The 17,067-nt window shown below is 51.0% G+C and carries 10 protein-coding genes; all 10 read right to left on the bottom strand.

The features are described 5' to 3' along the window. Positions 1-17 precede the first annotated feature (17 nt). The gene (locus tag QJQ48_RS16350; RefSeq protein ID WP_346292312.1) at positions 18-818 is read right to left on the bottom strand and encodes a glycosyltransferase; all 801 of its coding nucleotides are present in this window, start codon (positions 816-818) and stop codon (positions 18-20) included. Positions 819-905: 87 nt separating this feature from the next. Next, entirely contained in the window at positions 906-2,036 is a 1,131-nt protein-coding gene (locus QJQ48_RS16345; protein ID WP_346292311.1) for a DegT/DnrJ/EryC1/StrS family aminotransferase, read from the bottom strand. A gap of 96 nt (positions 2,037-2,132) precedes the next feature. Next, positions 2,133-2,795 carry a TVP38/TMEM64 family protein gene (locus QJQ48_RS16340; protein ID WP_346292310.1) on the bottom strand — a complete coding sequence of 221 codons (663 nt, stop codon included), beginning with the start codon at positions 2,793-2,795 and terminating at the stop codon, positions 2,133-2,135. 312 nt (positions 2,796-3,107) lie between these two features. Next, positions 3,108-4,991: a 6-pyruvoyl-tetrahydropterin synthase-related protein gene (locus tag QJQ48_RS16335; protein ID WP_346292309.1), complete on the bottom strand. Its 1,884-nt coding sequence runs from the start codon at positions 4,989-4,991 to the stop codon at positions 3,108-3,110. Continuing rightward, entirely contained in the window at positions 4,988-8,257 is a 3,270-nt protein-coding gene (locus QJQ48_RS16330) for a glucosidase family protein (RefSeq protein WP_346292308.1), read from the bottom strand. The genes QJQ48_RS16335 and QJQ48_RS16330 overlap by 4 nt, the downstream gene beginning before the upstream one ends. Positions 8,258-8,263: 6 nt before the next feature. Beyond that, the gene (locus QJQ48_RS16325) at positions 8,264-9,889 is read right to left on the bottom strand and encodes an HAD-IB family hydrolase (protein WP_346292307.1); all 1,626 of its coding nucleotides are present in this window, start codon (positions 9,887-9,889) and stop codon (positions 8,264-8,266) included. Beyond that, the gene (locus QJQ48_RS16320) at positions 9,886-11,265 is read right to left on the bottom strand and encodes an FAD-binding protein (protein ID WP_346292306.1); all 1,380 of its coding nucleotides are present in this window, start codon (positions 11,263-11,265) and stop codon (positions 9,886-9,888) included. The genes QJQ48_RS16325 and QJQ48_RS16320 overlap by 4 nt, the downstream gene beginning before the upstream one ends. A 117-nt stretch (positions 11,266-11,382) precedes the next feature. After that, positions 11,383-12,753, bottom strand: a complete 1,371-nt coding sequence (locus QJQ48_RS16315; protein ID WP_346292305.1) for an aspartate aminotransferase family protein — start codon at positions 12,751-12,753, stop codon at positions 11,383-11,385. A 68-nt stretch (positions 12,754-12,821) separates the two neighbouring features. Further along, the gene (locus QJQ48_RS16310) at positions 12,822-13,757 is read right to left on the bottom strand and encodes a decaprenyl-phosphate phosphoribosyltransferase (protein WP_346292304.1); all 936 of its coding nucleotides are present in this window, start codon (positions 13,755-13,757) and stop codon (positions 12,822-12,824) included. A gap of 576 nt (positions 13,758-14,333) precedes the next feature. Beyond that, on the bottom strand, positions 14,334-16,997 hold the full coding sequence (locus QJQ48_RS16305; protein ID WP_346292303.1) for a response regulator: 2,664 nt from the start codon (positions 16,995-16,997) through the stop codon (positions 14,334-14,336). Positions 16,998-17,067 lie beyond the last annotated feature (70 nt).

The following is a 17,067-nucleotide window of genomic DNA, read 5'->3' as shown; positions in this document are numbered from 1 at the left end:
GGCTAAATCTAGAGAAGTTATTGTAGACGGCTGTTATAAGCATTGGAGCGTAAGTTTGCCGCATATTTTTGCTTACGGGCTTTTAAGAAAGCCTTTCTTTCTTGTCTCAGCCGCTCGATATCAGCTAAATATTCCAAGATCAGACTAATTAGACGTGATGAAGAGCGTGAGTTTTCAGGATCGTCAATCCAGTGAACGGGTAAATCGACAATCTCTGCACCTAGCCACTCGGCGCGAACTAAAAGCTCAGTTTCAAAAAACCACTGATTAGAGAACTCGAACTGACTAGCAAGCTGCTCATAAAAGCTTTTTTGGATAAACTTAAAGCCGCACATCCCGTCGGTAAATTTGACTCTTAGATTTACCCGCAGCCAAAAGTTAAAGCATCTTGAAATAATTTCGCGCAGCAGAGTTCGCTTTTCGACTTTTGCGCCTCGTTTCAAGCGGGAACCTGTAATCAGCAAGGGTTGCTCGTTTTGGATCAAGTCATAGACCTGTTTGAGGTGCTTTAAACTGGTCGACAGATCAGCATCCATAAAGCCAACATAGTCAGCCTGACAGACCGACCAAGTCGCCTTTAAAGCTCGTCCTACTCCCCGCTGATTCAATCTCACGTAGCTGACCTGTGCAAATTGTTCTTGCAGAGCTAGGCCAATTTCTTCCGTTCGATCGGTAGAACCATTATCAGCAATACAGATTTTGTAATTGACAATCTGGCTGTCATGACAGAATTTTAGGGTTTTGACGACAGTTGCCTCTAGCTGTTCTTCTTCGTCTAAAACCGGAAATACGATGTACAAGCTTTGGCTGGAGTCCATAGTGCCATACCCTCTTCCTTTTTAACTTCCACTTGATTTGCAGTTTCCGTGCCAGTCAGCAAACAACTTTTGTCAATGAAGCTGCCGTTAGAACCGGGCCAGTTCTTGAGCTGACTGCTGGGTAATCTCAATTAGTGACTCACTGACGAAGTCAATCTCGGCTGCCGTCATTTCAGCAAATAGGGGCAGAGAGAGTTCTTCCTTGGCTAGCTGTTCAGCTACGGGAAAGTCTCCAACCTGATAGCCGAAGTCTTGGTAAGCTGGCAGCAAATGGACGGGCGTAGGATAGTGAATGTTGGTTTCAATCCCTCTTGCCGCTAGCTGCTGCTGCACCTGATTGCGATTACGAATACGGGTAGCGTATAGGTGATAGGCATGATCAGCGTCGGGCCTCACCGCGGGGCGAATAATTGTGCTATCAGCTAGACGCTCATCGTATCGAGCGGCCCAGCTTCGGCGTAGGTCAGTCCAATGCTGAAGATACTTGAGCTTGACGGCTAGAACAGCGCCATGAATAGCGTCCATGCGGTAGTTGTAGCCTTTGCGAACGTGATTGTACTTACCGTCTTGGCCCCAGTCCCGATAGATACGCACTTCACGGGCATACTCTGCATTTTGAGTAACGACCATGCCCCCTTCACCACAGGCCCCTAAATTTTTACCGGGATAAAAGCTGAAACAGCCCAAGTCCCCCAGCCTGCCGACTGGTTGACCGCGATACTGAGCCAAATGAGCTTGGGCACCGTCCTCAATGACAAGGAGATTGTGTCGCCGGGCGATCGCTAAAATAGGATCCATATCTGCCGGTTGACCATAGAGATGAACCGGAATGATAGCTTTAGTTTTATCGGTAATAGCAGCTTCTAGTTGGGTCGGATCGAGAGTGTAGGTGTGGGGGTCTATATCGACAAGAACTGCCCGTGCCCCGGTATAGCCAATCGTGGCGGCTGAAGCCACAAAGGTCATCGGGACGGTAATGACTTCGTCGCCAGGACCAATATTGGCTGCTAGCATGGCTAGATGCAGGGCGCTGCTGCCAGAGTTAACCGCGATCGCATGGGCGACGCCTAACTTAGCAGCAAAAGCTTCCTCAAAAGCCTCTACTTCTGGCCCCAAAACAAATTGGTTACTGTCTATAACCCGCTTGATCGCTGCATCAATTTCAGCTCGAATGCTTTGATTTTGAGCGCTTAGATCTAGAAACTTGACTTTAGCCATATGCTTTATTACTGAAGAAAAGAGTTGTTTGTAAAACGTAAGCTGACGTACTGATGTCTGATTTATTTCTCGATCGCTAATTTTGCAGACTTCGCGTTAATGATTTATTTTTTGAGCAGAACCGCGATGACGCTGATACCAAGTTGCAGCAATGACTAAAAGGCTGATAAGTATGAGCGCGCAGGTTAAAGAAAAAAGATTGCCTGCTTTAAAGGCGGCTGCACTTGAACTTCCCAACATGACAAAAGGAAAAAGACCTGGTGCCGTTCCCAAGAGAGTACCCATCATGTAGTCCTTAAAGCTGACTGATGTGAGTCCGGCTGCAAAGTTAAACAGTCCATAAGGAACGATGGGCAACAACCGAATCGCAAAAATATAAGGAAGCCCACCCCCTTTAATCTCGTTATCAACTGATTGCCAGTAGCCTGCCAGTCTCTTGGCAACTATTTCACGTCCAACTGTGCGGGCAAAAGCAAACGAAAGGACAGCCGCAATCAGCGCTCCCATTGTTGTCCAGAAAGTGCCTAGCCAGGGGCCAAAAATGAAGCCGCCCGCTAAATTAAGCGGTGTTGAGGGCAGAACGAAGAGGGTTAGTAGGGTGTAGCTGGTCACATAAAAAACTGGTGCCCAGGCTCCGGAATTCTCTAGCCATGACTGAATTTGAGACTGTTCAATGCCGCTCATTAAGTAGAGGCTAACAACTGTTATAAACGAGCAGGCAAACAAAATTATAAAAGCTACTTTCTTAGAACATTTCATACAGGAAATTTTCGCCTATAACGCCCGTAGATAGAAACTCTTTGCTGATAGTTATTGACAAAGCCATGCTTTGAATAAGTTTTGCTAAAGTTTTGCTTCTAGGAGAGTGTTTTCACGTAGAAAAGAGGTTTTGTTCGTACCGCTATACCAGTAAAAACCCAAAAAAATCCTATCTTGAATATCCCAAAGCCGAATCTACGTCACTGCAGGTTCATCGATACTTTGAATAAGAAGGGGAACTTTAAAGATAAAGCAAAGTTGTAGTCTCATCTTCAATAACTTGTCCTATAGTCAACTTTGCAAACAATAAAGTTAGCTTTTTTTCAGCAGTTTTTGTTGCCAGCTTAGCCGCGAGCTAATAGCCAAGACTGCCGTACCTAAACTGGCTATCAAACTCACTATCTGCCCAGTTTTTTCCTCTGGCAAAGTATTAAACACCACAGATACGCGGTGTTTACCGGCTGGGACAACCAACTGTAATAGACCTAGTTCAGAAGCTTTTGTGGGTAGCGATTGATTGCTATTAAGTAAGCTGGCGTACCATCCTGGATAATAAAACTGACCCAAAGTGACTTCGGTTCTAGTAACAGCATCACTTTGAAATAAGAGCTTTCTGGGCTGCCACTGCTCCACTGTAATTTTTGCTGCGGCTGAGTCGGTTACTGCCTGAGGCGTGCGATCGCTCAGCGCTTTGAGCCTATTGTGATCTAGGGCAATCTCCTGAGGCACCCATTTGGGCGGATACCAGATAGACGGACTGATCTCAACAATATCGTTGACTCTTTGTTCAGGCGATCGCTGAAACAGGTAGTGCCTGAACGGCAGGAATCCGCTGGCGAAAACTGTACAAACTAATAGAAGGCCAATCCAAAACGGTTGCTTGAACTTGAGGAGAGTGAGCAACAAAGCTAAGAAAGCTGCCAGAGCGATAAAAGTTAGCGTTACTCGGTGTTCGCCGAGCTTAGGTTGAATAGGCAGGTAGAGCAAAATTGTTGCGAGAAAAAGGGCTGCTAGCAGTCGGGGAGTCTCTTTGAGCAACCGCTGGCGGTTAAGACAACTTGCTTGCTTTTGTATGAGCGGTATAGCTAAAGCGACAAGCGCGATCGCCGCAACGGTCAAAACAACGTTAAAGCGCCAGGGAAACTGTACCTTCTGCCAAATAGGCATTAAGAACCAAATTGGATAGCTAATTGGCAGCATCATGACCAATGAGGTGACGGCCACCGCTACCCAATAGTTAGGCTCAAACTGAGGTTTAGACTCAGCTGTTCGCTTAAGAAAAATCCAAGCTCCACAAGCAAGCCCGGCTGATAAGGCTGTCGTAATTTCTAAGTAGCGCCAAAACCTAGGCAAAGCAAACTCAGGGCCAACAAATAGAAAATTATTAGCGTATGAGTAGGTATCAGTAGCCATATTTTCTATAGGCACATAGGCCTGCGTGGTCATCGCCGGTAGCCAATAGATAGCTGCTATGCCGATTGCTAAAGTCACTGAAATAGCTAAATGAATGGCTACTTTCCAGTTCTTTCTGTTGAGAGAAAACAGAACGTACAGGATAGGTACGCCGACAAAAAGCACAAAAGTAGGTAAGTGAGTAAAAATGAGCAGTGCCAAGCTGACTGATAGCCCGACACTGCCAAACCAGGTTCCTTTAATAATTTTTAGGCTGAAAAAGAGAATTAGCGGCAGCCAGACAAAGGCCCAATACTCTGCAAAAGCAAAGCTCCGATACAGGTTGACGACCAAATGATACGGCCAAGCCATATACAAGATGGCGGCTATCAGAGCTGCGCTTTTAGCGGTAATTTCTTGCAGCCAGAGATAGGCCGTTAGCCCAGAAGCAATTAGCGCAAAAGTAGCCGATAGGTTGAGGGCGTTGACAGTGCTGCAGCTAGCCGCATCATTGCCCGAAAAATAGGAAAACAGACTGGTGACAAAGTAAGGCAAAGGGGGGTAAAAAAAGAAGTCTGGGCTGCCTAATCCTGCATTCATCCCCTGCAGCCAGCGAGGATATAGCTCTCCTTGCCAAAACTGCTCTGAGAAGCGAACGGCCCAGACTAGGTGATACCTAAAGTCATGAGCTTCTACCAAACAGCTATTAATCAGCAGTGGCAGCGTCAACAGAATGCCGCAGCCTGCAATAGCAAGCGCTGCAGTTAGAGGGCTGATTCGGTTATGGCTTTTAGAGAAACTCATGCTTCTCCTTGCAAAAGGATGGTTGAGTCAACCTGCAAAGGTGTTTCTGGCGCAAAAGCAGATCCCAAGCGTACGGCTAGCGGCGGGCCTGTCAGCTGAACCTGCATTTTCTGGCCGTCCCACTGCCAGCTAATCTGGCGGCTGCCAACTGTTAAATTCTCTATGCTCATAGGCTGTTGCAACCAGGCGGCGGGAACGCCCGCTCCGATGACAAGCTCTGGCACTGAATTCGCGGTATCGACATAGGCCAGCATGTCGAGCTGTAAGAGCAGCATCTCCGCCGCCGTCCAGTAGTGGGGGGTGACATGGGGTGGATCAACCCAGCCATAGACCTGCTGCCAGAGGCCAGAGGCATTTTCTTCCCCTTCTCCTTCCCACCAGGTATAGAGTCCGGGTGAAGCCTGGTGATGCCAGAACCAGGCTAGAGTCTGCCAAACGCGCTCAGGCTGGTCCAACAGGAGCCACTGATGGGCTTCTGCCACGGTGAAGTATGTCCAGAGAGGCGTTTCTAGCAGATTTCCTTGGCGATCGCGCTGCTGCTGCCAGCGTTTTTCTAGACCAGCTCGAAAGGCATCAGGTTGCTGAGCGGCAATTCCGGTGGGCCAGAGGCCACTGATGTAGGTGCGCTCGTTGTGGGATTCAGGGGGATGAAAGGCGCTATGCCAAGCGGTTTGCAAAGCTTCAGCCTGCGATCGCCACTGGCGTGACAGCTCTGCTTGACCAATCCGCTCAGCAAAGTCAGCTGCTCTCACGAGACCGGCATAGCTCACAGCATTGACGTACAGGACGGGGCGATGATGATCCATTCGCCCTACAATCAGGCCATTCTGAGCTGCCTCGGCTACAAGCGTCCGGTTGGGGTCGTTGCGAACCTCAGGTACGAGGGGCGCTGTTACCGGCTGGCGGATCGGTTGTTGAGCCGTCAGCATATCCGTAATCAGCCCCACTTTGCGATAGATATGCGGCCAGAGCCACTGGTCGTAGTCAGGATCTTTGAGCTGCTCGGCAATTTCAGTCAGCGACCAAATTGCCAAGCCCGGCGCATCTGCTTCAGGGCCAAACCCGCCAAAAAAGTCATTCTGAGCAAACTCATCGGTGAGCTGACGCGCTACCTCAAGCTGGCCGGACCGGGCTAAAGCAACCATTTCATAGGCACCATCTCGTAGCCACGGCAGGGGATAGTTGATGGGATCTCCTGGGCGGGGCTGGCGGTTGACCAAGCCCATTAAAATGTGGGCAGTCTGGGCCTTTAGACTGTCAACAAAGGTGCGATTGGGTAAATCAAGTTTGAGCGGCGAGGGTTCACCTGACCACTGCAGTTCCCCGGGGGGGACAGGGACGCTATCGTGCAGAGTCAGCGTCCAGCGATCGCCCTCGCCCAGGTCGAACCTAGCGTAACCCCAGCCGTCTTCGCTGCGCCAAGCTGAGGCAGTTGACTTTGCTGTAATCCAGTCGTCTAAGCCTTCTTGGCCTAAGCTAACGGCAGCGGGTGGCTGGTCTAAGTGAGCCGACCAGCGATCGTTAATCTTGAGCGTTTGCTCTTGCCACTGCAGCGCAGTAATTTCGCCACCGGCTGGCCCGACGCTGCGGATGACAATCGCAGCGCGATCGCCCGGTGCCAAGCTAGAAGTTTGCAAATCAAGCTGCCAGGTTTGAGGCTGAGGAATTGACCAGGTAGTTTGATAACTTTCAGTCACCGTCTCAATTTGGGGTTGGAGCGCCGCTTCAGCCGAAATTAGTCGCTGCTGTACCTGCTCCAACGCAATCGTGTCGCTGGTGGTTTTGAGCTTGCCAGCCGAGTCAAAAATCCAGATCGAGACGCCAAAACTGCCTACGGAGGGGCTAAAGCTGCCCCCCGGCTCGTGATATGACTTATCCTGCTCTAAACTTCCAGGGGTCGCTAAGATCACATGTCCGATGCCACGCGGCCAGGGATCACTCGGTCGCTGCTGCATCTGAGCCTGCATCTGATGGCGCGGAGAACCATGAGTCGCAATAAGAGCACGTACTTGCTGAAACTGACCTGCATTGTTGATTCCGGCAGTGACGATTAGTGCCAAAGCCAAGCCTAAAGCCATGTGACGTGCCCTAGTCAGCGTGCTGAGAGCCACTAAAACTAAAAACAGCGGTAAGAAGTTAAGCGAGTACAGAAATGTTTCATTGCCGTAGACGCTATGCAATAGGAGCTGGCCTACCAGAGTCGAGCCAAGGATCCAACGAAACTTGGGCAGGGTTCGGAGGCTGAAAAGGCTCCACAGCCCCAGCCCCAGCAGGGCCAGCCAAAGACCCACTGCGATCGCTCCCCACAGGCTAGCGGATCCCGGCAGCGACATCTGCGTTGTCATGGTCGGCCAATCAGGGCGATTGAAGTAACTGCTGATGTTTTCTCTCAGCTGAATTTCAGGCATCACCAGCGTGTGGGCGATAAAAGACTGCCAAACTCGCCAAGGCCCCCCGGAAGAGGCCATCGCCACGTATTTTTGTTCCTCCCGGCTCCCCAAAAAGAACTCAGCACTGGAAAACAAAAACTTCTGGACGCCCCACACCAGGGTCACTAGAAAAAAGGCATTAACCGAAAGCTGAACCGTACGCCGTAGCCGATGGTGGGCCAGAGTTGTCAAAATGCCTACCATCCAGTTGGTCACCGTGACGCTGAGCGTGATAGCGCTGACGACAACATAGCTGTAAGCCGGTAGCGGTCGGTATTCTGCTACGGCAGCAAACAACAGACCCATCACAATGGTCAGTGAGCTAAAAGGATAGGTATCAGGCACCACAAACCAAAACATCGCTGCTGCGCTCACGCTACCCAGCAAAGTGAATAGGACAGCATCTAAATTACGGCAGCCTACGAGCCGCAGCAGGCTGAACAAACCGGCGGCCCAGAAGGCGGCCACGCAGGCAATTACTAGGCCAACCGCAGTCTGAGCTTCAAGGCCGAAGAAACGACCCAGCAAATAGGTCGGCGGAAAAGCAATTAGAGAGAATAGCGGATGTACCTGAGTCCGCTGGTGATCGCTGTTGTGATCGGTCATGTTTTGAAAAACACGCGAGAGATCGGCCTCAAACCACGTGTTTGTCGCTTGAAAATCCCATACTGCTGGGTCAATGAGCTGCAGTCCTATGTAGCTACAGCCTGCTGCCAGTAAAGCAATAACTAAGGCAACGAGAAGGGTCTGTCCTAGGGGTTTCGTTAGAATGCGGGACTGAAAGTCTCTAAGACCGCTGTGCCGTTTGGCTGGTGAATTTGAGGTAGACGCTTGCATGATAAGTTACTTCCCTACTAAGGGATCTTCTTGACCTATAAACCGCTCGGCCCAGACTGCTGGTTGAGGCCGCCGCTGCTCTAGCAGAAACGCTAAAATGCCGAGCCAGACACCGAACCACAGGGTAATAAACCGGATTAGGAACATGGCCGTAATGGCTACAGGCTGGCTAGCGCCGTAGAGTATTGATAAGCCGACAATGGTGACTTCTGCGCCCCCAATGCCGCCGGGCATAAGTGACAGTGCTCCGATTAAATCCGAGGCGGCCAAAATCATCACGGCCTGATAAACACTAATTTCGTCAGCACCCAGAAAATGAAAAATAAGATAAAGAGCAATCCCTTCAAAGATCCAAGACAGAGCGCCAAGCCCGATTCCCAGCAGCAGCGTTCTGGGTTTGAGGAGCTGGCGGGTACTGTCAAGCAGCGATTCCAGGCGGCAAATAATAGGCTGCAACCGTCGCCAGCGATTACCCAGTCTGAGTAGATGCTTGAGCAGTCGCGGGCGCTGCAGCAGCAGCAAAACCCCCATTAAAATCAGCGCGAAAGCCACTACTGACCATCGCTGCGGCACTATTGTCAGGACGGCAAAGCTGATGAGTAGAAAAACTGCGAATAGATCAGTGAGCCGTTCGCACAGGAGTCCGGCCAAAGTCGGTGCAACCGGAACCTGGTAGCGCCGTTTTAACATTAGCGAGCGAATAGATTCTCCGGCCCGTCCGGGCGAGGCCGACAGGGCAAAGCCCGCAAAAAAGATGCGACAGCTCCCCTGCCAAGGCACACGGTAGCCCATATTGAGCAAGTAGCCCTGCCAGCGTAAGAAGCGGAAGTAAAAACCAACCAGTACAATCCCCAAAGCTGCTGGAATTAGCCAGCCAGGGAGCTGCTGCAGGGCAGCTAAAAACTGCTCGCTGCCGCTCCACAGCACAATCGCCGCATAAAGCACAACTGCCGCCACCATCGGCGCTACGAGTTTCTGCCAGCGCTGGCTCGAGGGCTTGTCCTCAGCGATCGCGCCAAAAGAGCGATAGTGGGGAGACTGAGCGATCGCTAAAAGTTCGCGATCGCCTTTAGAATCTCCGTAGGCATAAAGGACGTGATCTTCGAGATTGTCAATGGCCGCTTTCAGCCGTCGTACCTTCTCCGGCCCGTAGCAGTTCTTACCCTGAATGCGGCCAGTCAGCCTGTCTCTGCGCGTTTCTAACCGGGTGCCAATCACCTGATCGAAAGCCATACTTTTGGCCCAGGGACGCAGATAGGCTTCCAAAGAAGCGCTGACTAAAATCAGCCGATGTCCCTGTTGCTGGTGCCAGGCTAGGCGCTGCACGGCTTCTGAACGCAGAAGACTGGGTAGCTTTTGCACCGCAAACTTATCGGCGGCCTGCTGTAGTTGTTCGGGCGACCAGCCGCTGAAGAAGTAGCGCAGAACGGCCTGCTTTACCCACCAGTTTGGCAGCAGCTTCAGCCCGTAACCCAGCAGCAGCGGACTCAAAATCACCAGTCCTAGATAAAAGCACACTGGCCCCACCGCCGATTTGAGGAAGGGAAAGAACGAGTCGCCGTAAGTTAGCGTGCCGTCAAAATCAAAGGCAGCGATGACGGTTTTGGCAGAATGGGAAGCAAGCTGGCTCATAGATATCTTTGTCCAATCTTCAGGCGACGGGAAAGTTCAGAAGAGAAGCGCTGGGTCGGATCGACTGCGGCTTTCACCTTGCTCCACTGTGACCAGTTGGGATACATGGCGCGAAAAGCCTCTGGGCCTAGGCGAGCATCTTTAGCTAAATAGACCCGCCCGCCATGCTGAATCACGACCTGATCAATTTGCTCTAGAAAGCGCCACAGTCCCCGGCGCACCGGGATATCCAGGGCTAGGGTGTAACCCGGCATGGGGAATGACAGCCAGCCCGTTTCCGGACCTAACTTTTTCAGAACGGTTAAAAAAGAGCCCCAGCCCTTTTGGCTAAAGAGCTGCAAAATTTGGGCGATCGCGGCTCTGCTCGTTGCCGGCGGCACCACAAACTGATATTGAATAAAGCCCCGCCGACCGTAGAGCCGATTCCAGTCCCATAGCGTGTCTAAGGGATAGAAAAAGCTCTCGTAGTCTACGACTGAGCGTTTGGGATGGTTAGGCTGTAGGTGGTAGTAGAGCGTGTTGAAGCCGCCGACGGTAAACCGATTCAGCAGGCTAGCGGGCAGGTCGAACGGAATGCGCAAACGCTGCTTGGGCTGAACCTGCAGCGGCTTAGCCCGCTGCGCGGGGGGTAAATTATTCAAACCAGCGTGGTTGCCGAAGGTGAGAACGCTGCGGCCTAGAGACTGACCTGTGGCTAAGCAGTCTAGCCAGGCGACTGAATACTGATACTGGCTTTCGTGGGCTGCAAATAGGGCGATCGCCTCATCTAGATTTTGCGCCTTGACCCGATAGCTCTGAATATAGGCCGTTTCAATTGGACGCAGGGTCAGCTCCACCTCGGTGATGATGCCTGTTAGCCCCATACCGCCAACAGTGGCCCAAAACAAATCACTGTTTTCGTGGCGTGAACAATAAGCAGTCTCACCAGAGGGCAAAACCAGCTTGAGACTGTACAGGTGTTGGGAAAATGAGCCGTCCCGATGATGATTTTTGCCGTGTACGTCAAAGGCAACCGCTCCCCCCATCGTCGGGAACTGGGTACCCGGCGTTACGGCGGGAAACCAGCCTTGAGGCACAAATGTTCGATTAATCTGCGCAAATGTGACCCCGGCCTGACAGCGCAGAATCCCGGTCTCAGGATTGAATGCCAAAATCTGATCCAGCGGCTGACTTGAAAGCGTGTACCCTTGGGAATTGAGAGCAGCGTCGCCATAGCTACGCCCGGCCCCCCTGGCTAAAACAGGCCAATTTTGACTAGTGCGAACTACGTCCGGTACCGCCGAGGCAGCCTGCAAAGAATGGACGTAGCTTTTCACGACCGGACAGCGGCCCCAGCCCGATAGGTTACGCTCAACGACGGGTAAAGACTGAGTCACCCTGCTAATCTCCTCAATCGATTAGTTATCAGCAACGCAATTAACGTTTAGGAATGGTTGCAAAGCGGCGTGGTCGAGACGCTCTGCATAGGGTCTCGCCACCGCACAAAAACTTGGCTAAGGCAGCAGGTTATTTTTGACAAAGCTGCCAACAACTTTGACGAGTCCTTGAGTGAGGATGTCATCTAGGGCTGCCACTAGGCGATCGAGATGCGCTTGTTCCACAATCAGGGGCGGCATGATATGCAGAATGTCTGGATCGGAGGCGGAGAAATGGGCAATGATGTCGTGCTTTTCGTAGAGATAGCGGACTAGGCTCGCCATCATGACCGAATCGAGCAGATTGAGATAGCCGTGACTGAACGAGAAGCGAACGCCCTGCAGCAAACCTCGGCCTAGCAGTTCGGTAATTTGGCCGGGATGTTTAGCCTGCAGCTCTAAGAGTCTGCCCCGCAGATAGTCGCCTTTTTCTCTCGCCGCTTGAATTAAGTTGTCTTCGACTAGGACATTCAGCGCTTCGATCGCCACCGCACAGGATTCTCCCAAACCGCCGAAGGTCGTGGTATGCAGGGAGCTATCTTTGCGCTTGGCGTAGGCTTTTTTATGCAAACTTTGACTGGTCACCATCGCGCCAACGGCCCGCTTACCTCCCCCCAGAGATTTGGAAATGGTCACGACATCCGGCACGACATCTTCAATCTGAAAGGCGCAGAAGGTGCCGGTGCGGCCCATGCTGACTTTGACCTCATCAAAAATAGTCAAGATGTCATACTCTTTAGCGAGCGTAACCACGCCTTTGAGATAGCCCGGTGGTGGTGTGGCTAACCCCTGACCTTGAAAAGCTTCTAGGATGATGGCGATGACGGCATTATCGCCTAAGCTGGTTTCCTCAGCTCGAATCGCTTTTTCTAGCGCTTCCAGATCGCCATAGGGAACCTCAATTCGATTCTCTGAGGGAATTCCCATCAGGAAGCCTCTTTGAAACCCGCCGCTGTTGGTCACAGAGAGCGAGCCGTGGGTTTTGCCGTGAAAGGAACCTGTGGCTGAAATAAACTTGGTTTTGTCAGGGCCTTGGGCCCGTTCGCAGAGCTTCATCGCCGCTTCTACGGCTTCAGCCCCAGAAACGGTAAGAAAGCAAAGTTCCAGCGGATCGGGCAATAGCTGAGCCAGGTTATGGGCCAAAGCAGCCTGTAGCTTCTGCGGCGCGACCTTAATTGCATCGATGAGCTTTCTCTGATGGCAAAGCTGTTCGGCGGCGAGGATGCGGGGATGGTTGTGGCCTAGCCCTAAGACGCCAATCGAAGCGGAAAAATCTAAAATTGTGCGGCCATCGCGCAGATGAATTTCAATACCTTCGGCAGAGTCAATATCCATTTCGCTGACGCCCAGGAGTTCGTAAATCTCCATGAGGCCAGGATTGAGGTGTTTTTTATAGAGTTCTTTAGCCTGTTTAACGTCTAAGGAGACGGCTTCTTGTAGCGTCAGCATGTTCTGGTAGAGTTTCCCACAACGATGATAGTTAGTTGAAACGCGGTCAAAGTTAGTCGGCAGCTGCCCTATTGAATCCAGCCGTACTGATGGGCAGTGAGAATAATCAGGCTAGTCAATACCCAGCCAGCAACGGTGCCTAGAATCGGGCCATCGCTTAGCAAAATTTCTTCAGGCCGCTCGGTGCGCTCGCGGTTGCAGGGGCGATCGCATTCTAAAAGCGCCCCGCTTGGATCGCTGAGCAGCTGATAGCGAAAAATGCCGTACAGCACAAACGGCAGCGTCAGCAGCATCCAGGGGGTAGCAGCGCCGTTGACCGCAGGGCCAGAACTCCAGAGGGCGTAGCTCATGACGGCTCCAGTTGTCACCATGCTCTCCATGCGGTTGAGCAGGTCTAGGGAGTAGTGCTTGAGGACGCGGCGGGTTTTCTGAGTGCTGCCGCTTTCAAACAGGCGGCGCTCGGCCTTACGCTTCTCAATGCCTAGAAACAGCGCCAGCATTGCGGTACAAAGCAAAAACCAGGGGGAGAGGTCAATATTGTTGGCAGCGCCGCCCGCGCAGGCTCGCAGCACAAAGCCAGTTGCGATCGCCACAATATCTAGAATGGGCGAGTGCTTAACTTTGAGATTGTAGACGACCTGCACCAGCGCATAGCCCAGTAGAATAGCGCCGAGCAGGGGAGCTGTCGCCCAGCCGACAATTAGACTGCCTGCCATTAAAACGACGGCCATCGCGACCGCAAACGGCACGCTTACGAGTCCAGATGCAATTGGCCGCTGGCATTTAATCGGATGTCGCCGATCGGACTCAACATCAGCAACATCATTAATCAGGTAGAAGCTGCTGGAAAGACAACAAAACAGGGCAAAGGCTAAACTACTCCTTAAGATAGATGACCCGCCAAAACTGAAGTCAAATAATGGAGCAGCAAACACAACCAGATTTTTAGTCCACTGGTGAGGTCTCAGAGCTTTGACAACGTGAAATCTATTAGCTCTGGACATGAAGCTGATTGCAATTGTGTCAAAGCCCATAGCAGTTTTTCTCATAGTTCCTGAGAGGCTTTTGGGTAGATGGGTTCAGTTAACTCTTTTCCCTGAAAGGCAGAAGCGATTTTTTGGCAGGGGTAACTCTGACCTCATCTGAGGGAGAGCTAGTTTATGCCTGGGGTGTCTTTGAGAGTCCTCCGGCTCTGACTTTTCGAGTTCTACTAAGCCTGCCAAGAGCAGAATCCGCAGCTTAGGGATAGGTGTTTAACACCAAATGGATTTGTTTTTTGTTACACGCACTAGTGATTTCCACTAGAAGAGTAGCGCTAATCTTGAGAGAACAGCGAATTTCAGGTTCCCGCGTTTACTGAACGTTTAATCTAGAATTGGCTGATTAAAACTTCAGTAAAGTTCTAGTTGAGACATTGCTAATCTTTAAGCAATATAGATGGGTTCCGGTTTGTCATTTGTTGACGTTTATTAATAATTTCCACGAACTAAAATCGCTTGCCTGTCGCATCGCTGAAACGTCGCATCTGCCCTCACTCAGGCAATTTCAGCATTTATAAGCAGATATCTTTTAGAAAAAATTTAGGTGAGCTGGTAATTTTGTAAATCTGTTTTTACCTGCTGATATTCCATAAGAACCTGCTTAATAATTATGCAAGCTTGGCTGATATTTTCGGCAAAAATTAGTTGTTCTAGCTGTTGACAAAGTGTGGCTAACTGTAGCGCCCCCAGAGAGGCACTGCTGGATTTGAGGCTATGAGCAATCTGGGCTATTTGGCTCATATCTCCGGTTTCAACAGCGATCGCTAAAAGTGCAGTCAGTTCTTGGCTTTGAGTGATGTACACCTCGACTAGTTCCGCCTTGGCTACCTGAGGTTGTTGCCAATCGGAAATGTCGAAGATATCGAGGCAGGTCTGCAGCACGCTGCGATCGATACCGTGAGGTTTAGGCTTTAAATCTGGGGTCGAGGCAGAAGGCCGACTTTGGTTTTGAGTCTCTGCAGGGCCGCATTGACACAGTGCTGAGACGAGATTGGCAACGTTGATGGGTTTGCTCACGTAGTCCTGCATACCCGCCTGAAGGCATTTTTCGCGATCGCCCTGCATCGCATTGGCCGTCATGGCAATAATTCGGGGCCGCTCGGTTTCTGAAAAACGCTGACAAATCGCTCGGGTCGCTTCAAAACCGTCCATCTCCGGCATGTGAACATCCATCAAAATGGCATCATAGTTTTGTCGCTGTAGGGCTTCTAGCACTTCTAAGCCATTGCCGGCAATATCGGCTCGGTACCCCATCTTGGCAAGAATTCTCAGAACGAGCTGCTGGTTGACCCGGTTGTCTTCAGCAATGAGGATACGCAGCGGCAGGCGCTGGGCCATCTCAGGGTCGAACGTCACTGTTGCGGCTGTTGCCTGTTGCCGTGTCACCTTGCCTGTGAAGGCTTTGACAATCGCGTTGTGAAGCTGAGACTGCTTGATAGGCTTACTAAGCCTAGCGATAAACAACTGATCAACCTCCTGCTTTTGCACCGCAGAATAGCCAATGGAGGTCAGCATGATTAAGGGTAGCGATGCGCCCTGAGGAGACTGCCGCAGCTTCTTGGCTAGGGCGATACCATCAATATCAGGCATTTGTAGATCCAAAATGCCGATGTCAAACGGGGCAGCATATCGAATCAAGTCTAATGCCTTCTCGCTTGACTGGACAGTGATTGCCTGCATTTGCCAGGACTGTACCTGGAGGGCCAGAATCCGGCGATTGGTTGCATTGTCGTCCACAATTAGCACCCGTTTGCCCGCGAGGGCACTGGCCGCGAGAGAAATGGCTTCTGAGGCAATCGGCACTGCCGGTGCCACCAAAGTGAAATAGAAAGTAGATCCTCGATTAACTTCGCTTTCGACCCAAATTCTGCCGTCCATCATCTCGCAGAGGCGCTTACTGATGGCTAAGCCGAGGCCAGTGCCGCCATACCTGCGCGTGGTTGAAGAGTCTACCTGACTAAAAAGCTGAAACAGGCGGTGCAGCTTGTTGGTCGGGATGCCAACGCCCGTGTCTTTGACGGCAAAGCAAATTTCATACAGTGGATCAGCCCTATTACTGGAGATCAGCTGCTTTGCGGTAATACTGACTGTGACTTCTCCCTCATGAGTGAATTTAATCGCATTACTCAACAAATTGACCAGAATCTGTCTTGAGCGGGTGACATCCCCTTCAATGACTGGGGGAACTTCAGCATCAATCCAATAGGCCAGCTCAATTTTCTTTTCCGCAGCCTTGGCCGCTATCAAATCAAGCGCGTCTTCAACACAGTCAACCAGGTTAAAAGGCTGCTCTTCTAGATCTAGCTTACCGGCTTCAATTTTAGAGAAGTCAAGGATATCGTTGATCAGCGTCAGCAAAGATTCGCCGCTTTTGCGAATCGTTTCGGCAAATTCTCGCTGTTGTGGATTGAGCGATGTATCTAGCAGCAGCCCGGTCATGCCAATGACACCGTTCATCGGCGTGCGAATTTCGTGACTCATGGTTGCTAAAAACTGATCTTTAGCGATCGCGGCTGTTTTGGCTACCTGATGTTTCTGCTTTAAAATGCGATCGCCGCGAGCCACAATTAGATACAGAACAATGTAAAGCCCACCGAGAATAGCAATCATTCCTAGCAGTAGCTGCCGCTGGGTTTGTTCCACCTCAGCCACAACTGGAGTGACATCGGTGTAGAGTTCAAAAACACCTACTATGGAACTGCCCGCGCCCTCAGGGCGAATTGGAATATAGACAGAAACAAGCTGGCGATCGCCGAGATTGCGAAAGGTGCCGAACAGTTTCTGGTGATCAAAAAAGGTACTAATTTCGCCCTGGAGGGCACGTTGAACACCGACTGAGTGACTTTTGTCTTGACCAATTTGAGTCTCATCAGTGGAAAAAACAGTGCGTCCTTGGGAGTCAAAGATTTTTACTTTTGCGATTGATAGCCCCTCTGTCTGTCTCATTAATGCCTGACGAATTTCCTGCACTTCGTCGGCCTGCTGTAGCTGCAGCGGGCTGAGATTAGACGTATTGCTTAAGAAGCTCTCGTAATAGGGCCAAATCGTATTGGCAAAAGACTGAGCCAGAGCCGTATTTGCTTTTTCGCTGAAGTGAATGAGCTGCTCAACAGCGCTGCGCCGGGTCAAGATATTCAAGGCTAGGGCGGTCAAAATTAGCGCCAGGAAGCTGGTAATCGAAAAGTAGCGCAGTAATCTAAACACCTTGCTCTCTAGCCAAAAGTCGCTATAGGTATTTACTGTCCCAAAACTGGAGGGGACGGTAGCCTGTAGC

The sequence above is a fragment of the Sphaerothrix gracilis Ecp01 genome (assembly GCF_030405905.1).
Taxonomy (GTDB): domain Bacteria; phylum Cyanobacteriota; class Cyanobacteriia; order Phormidesmidales; family Phormidesmidaceae; genus Sphaerothrix; species Sphaerothrix gracilis.
Note: the sequence above shows the minus strand (reverse complement) of the source record. Positions and strands in the feature narration are given on the sequence as shown.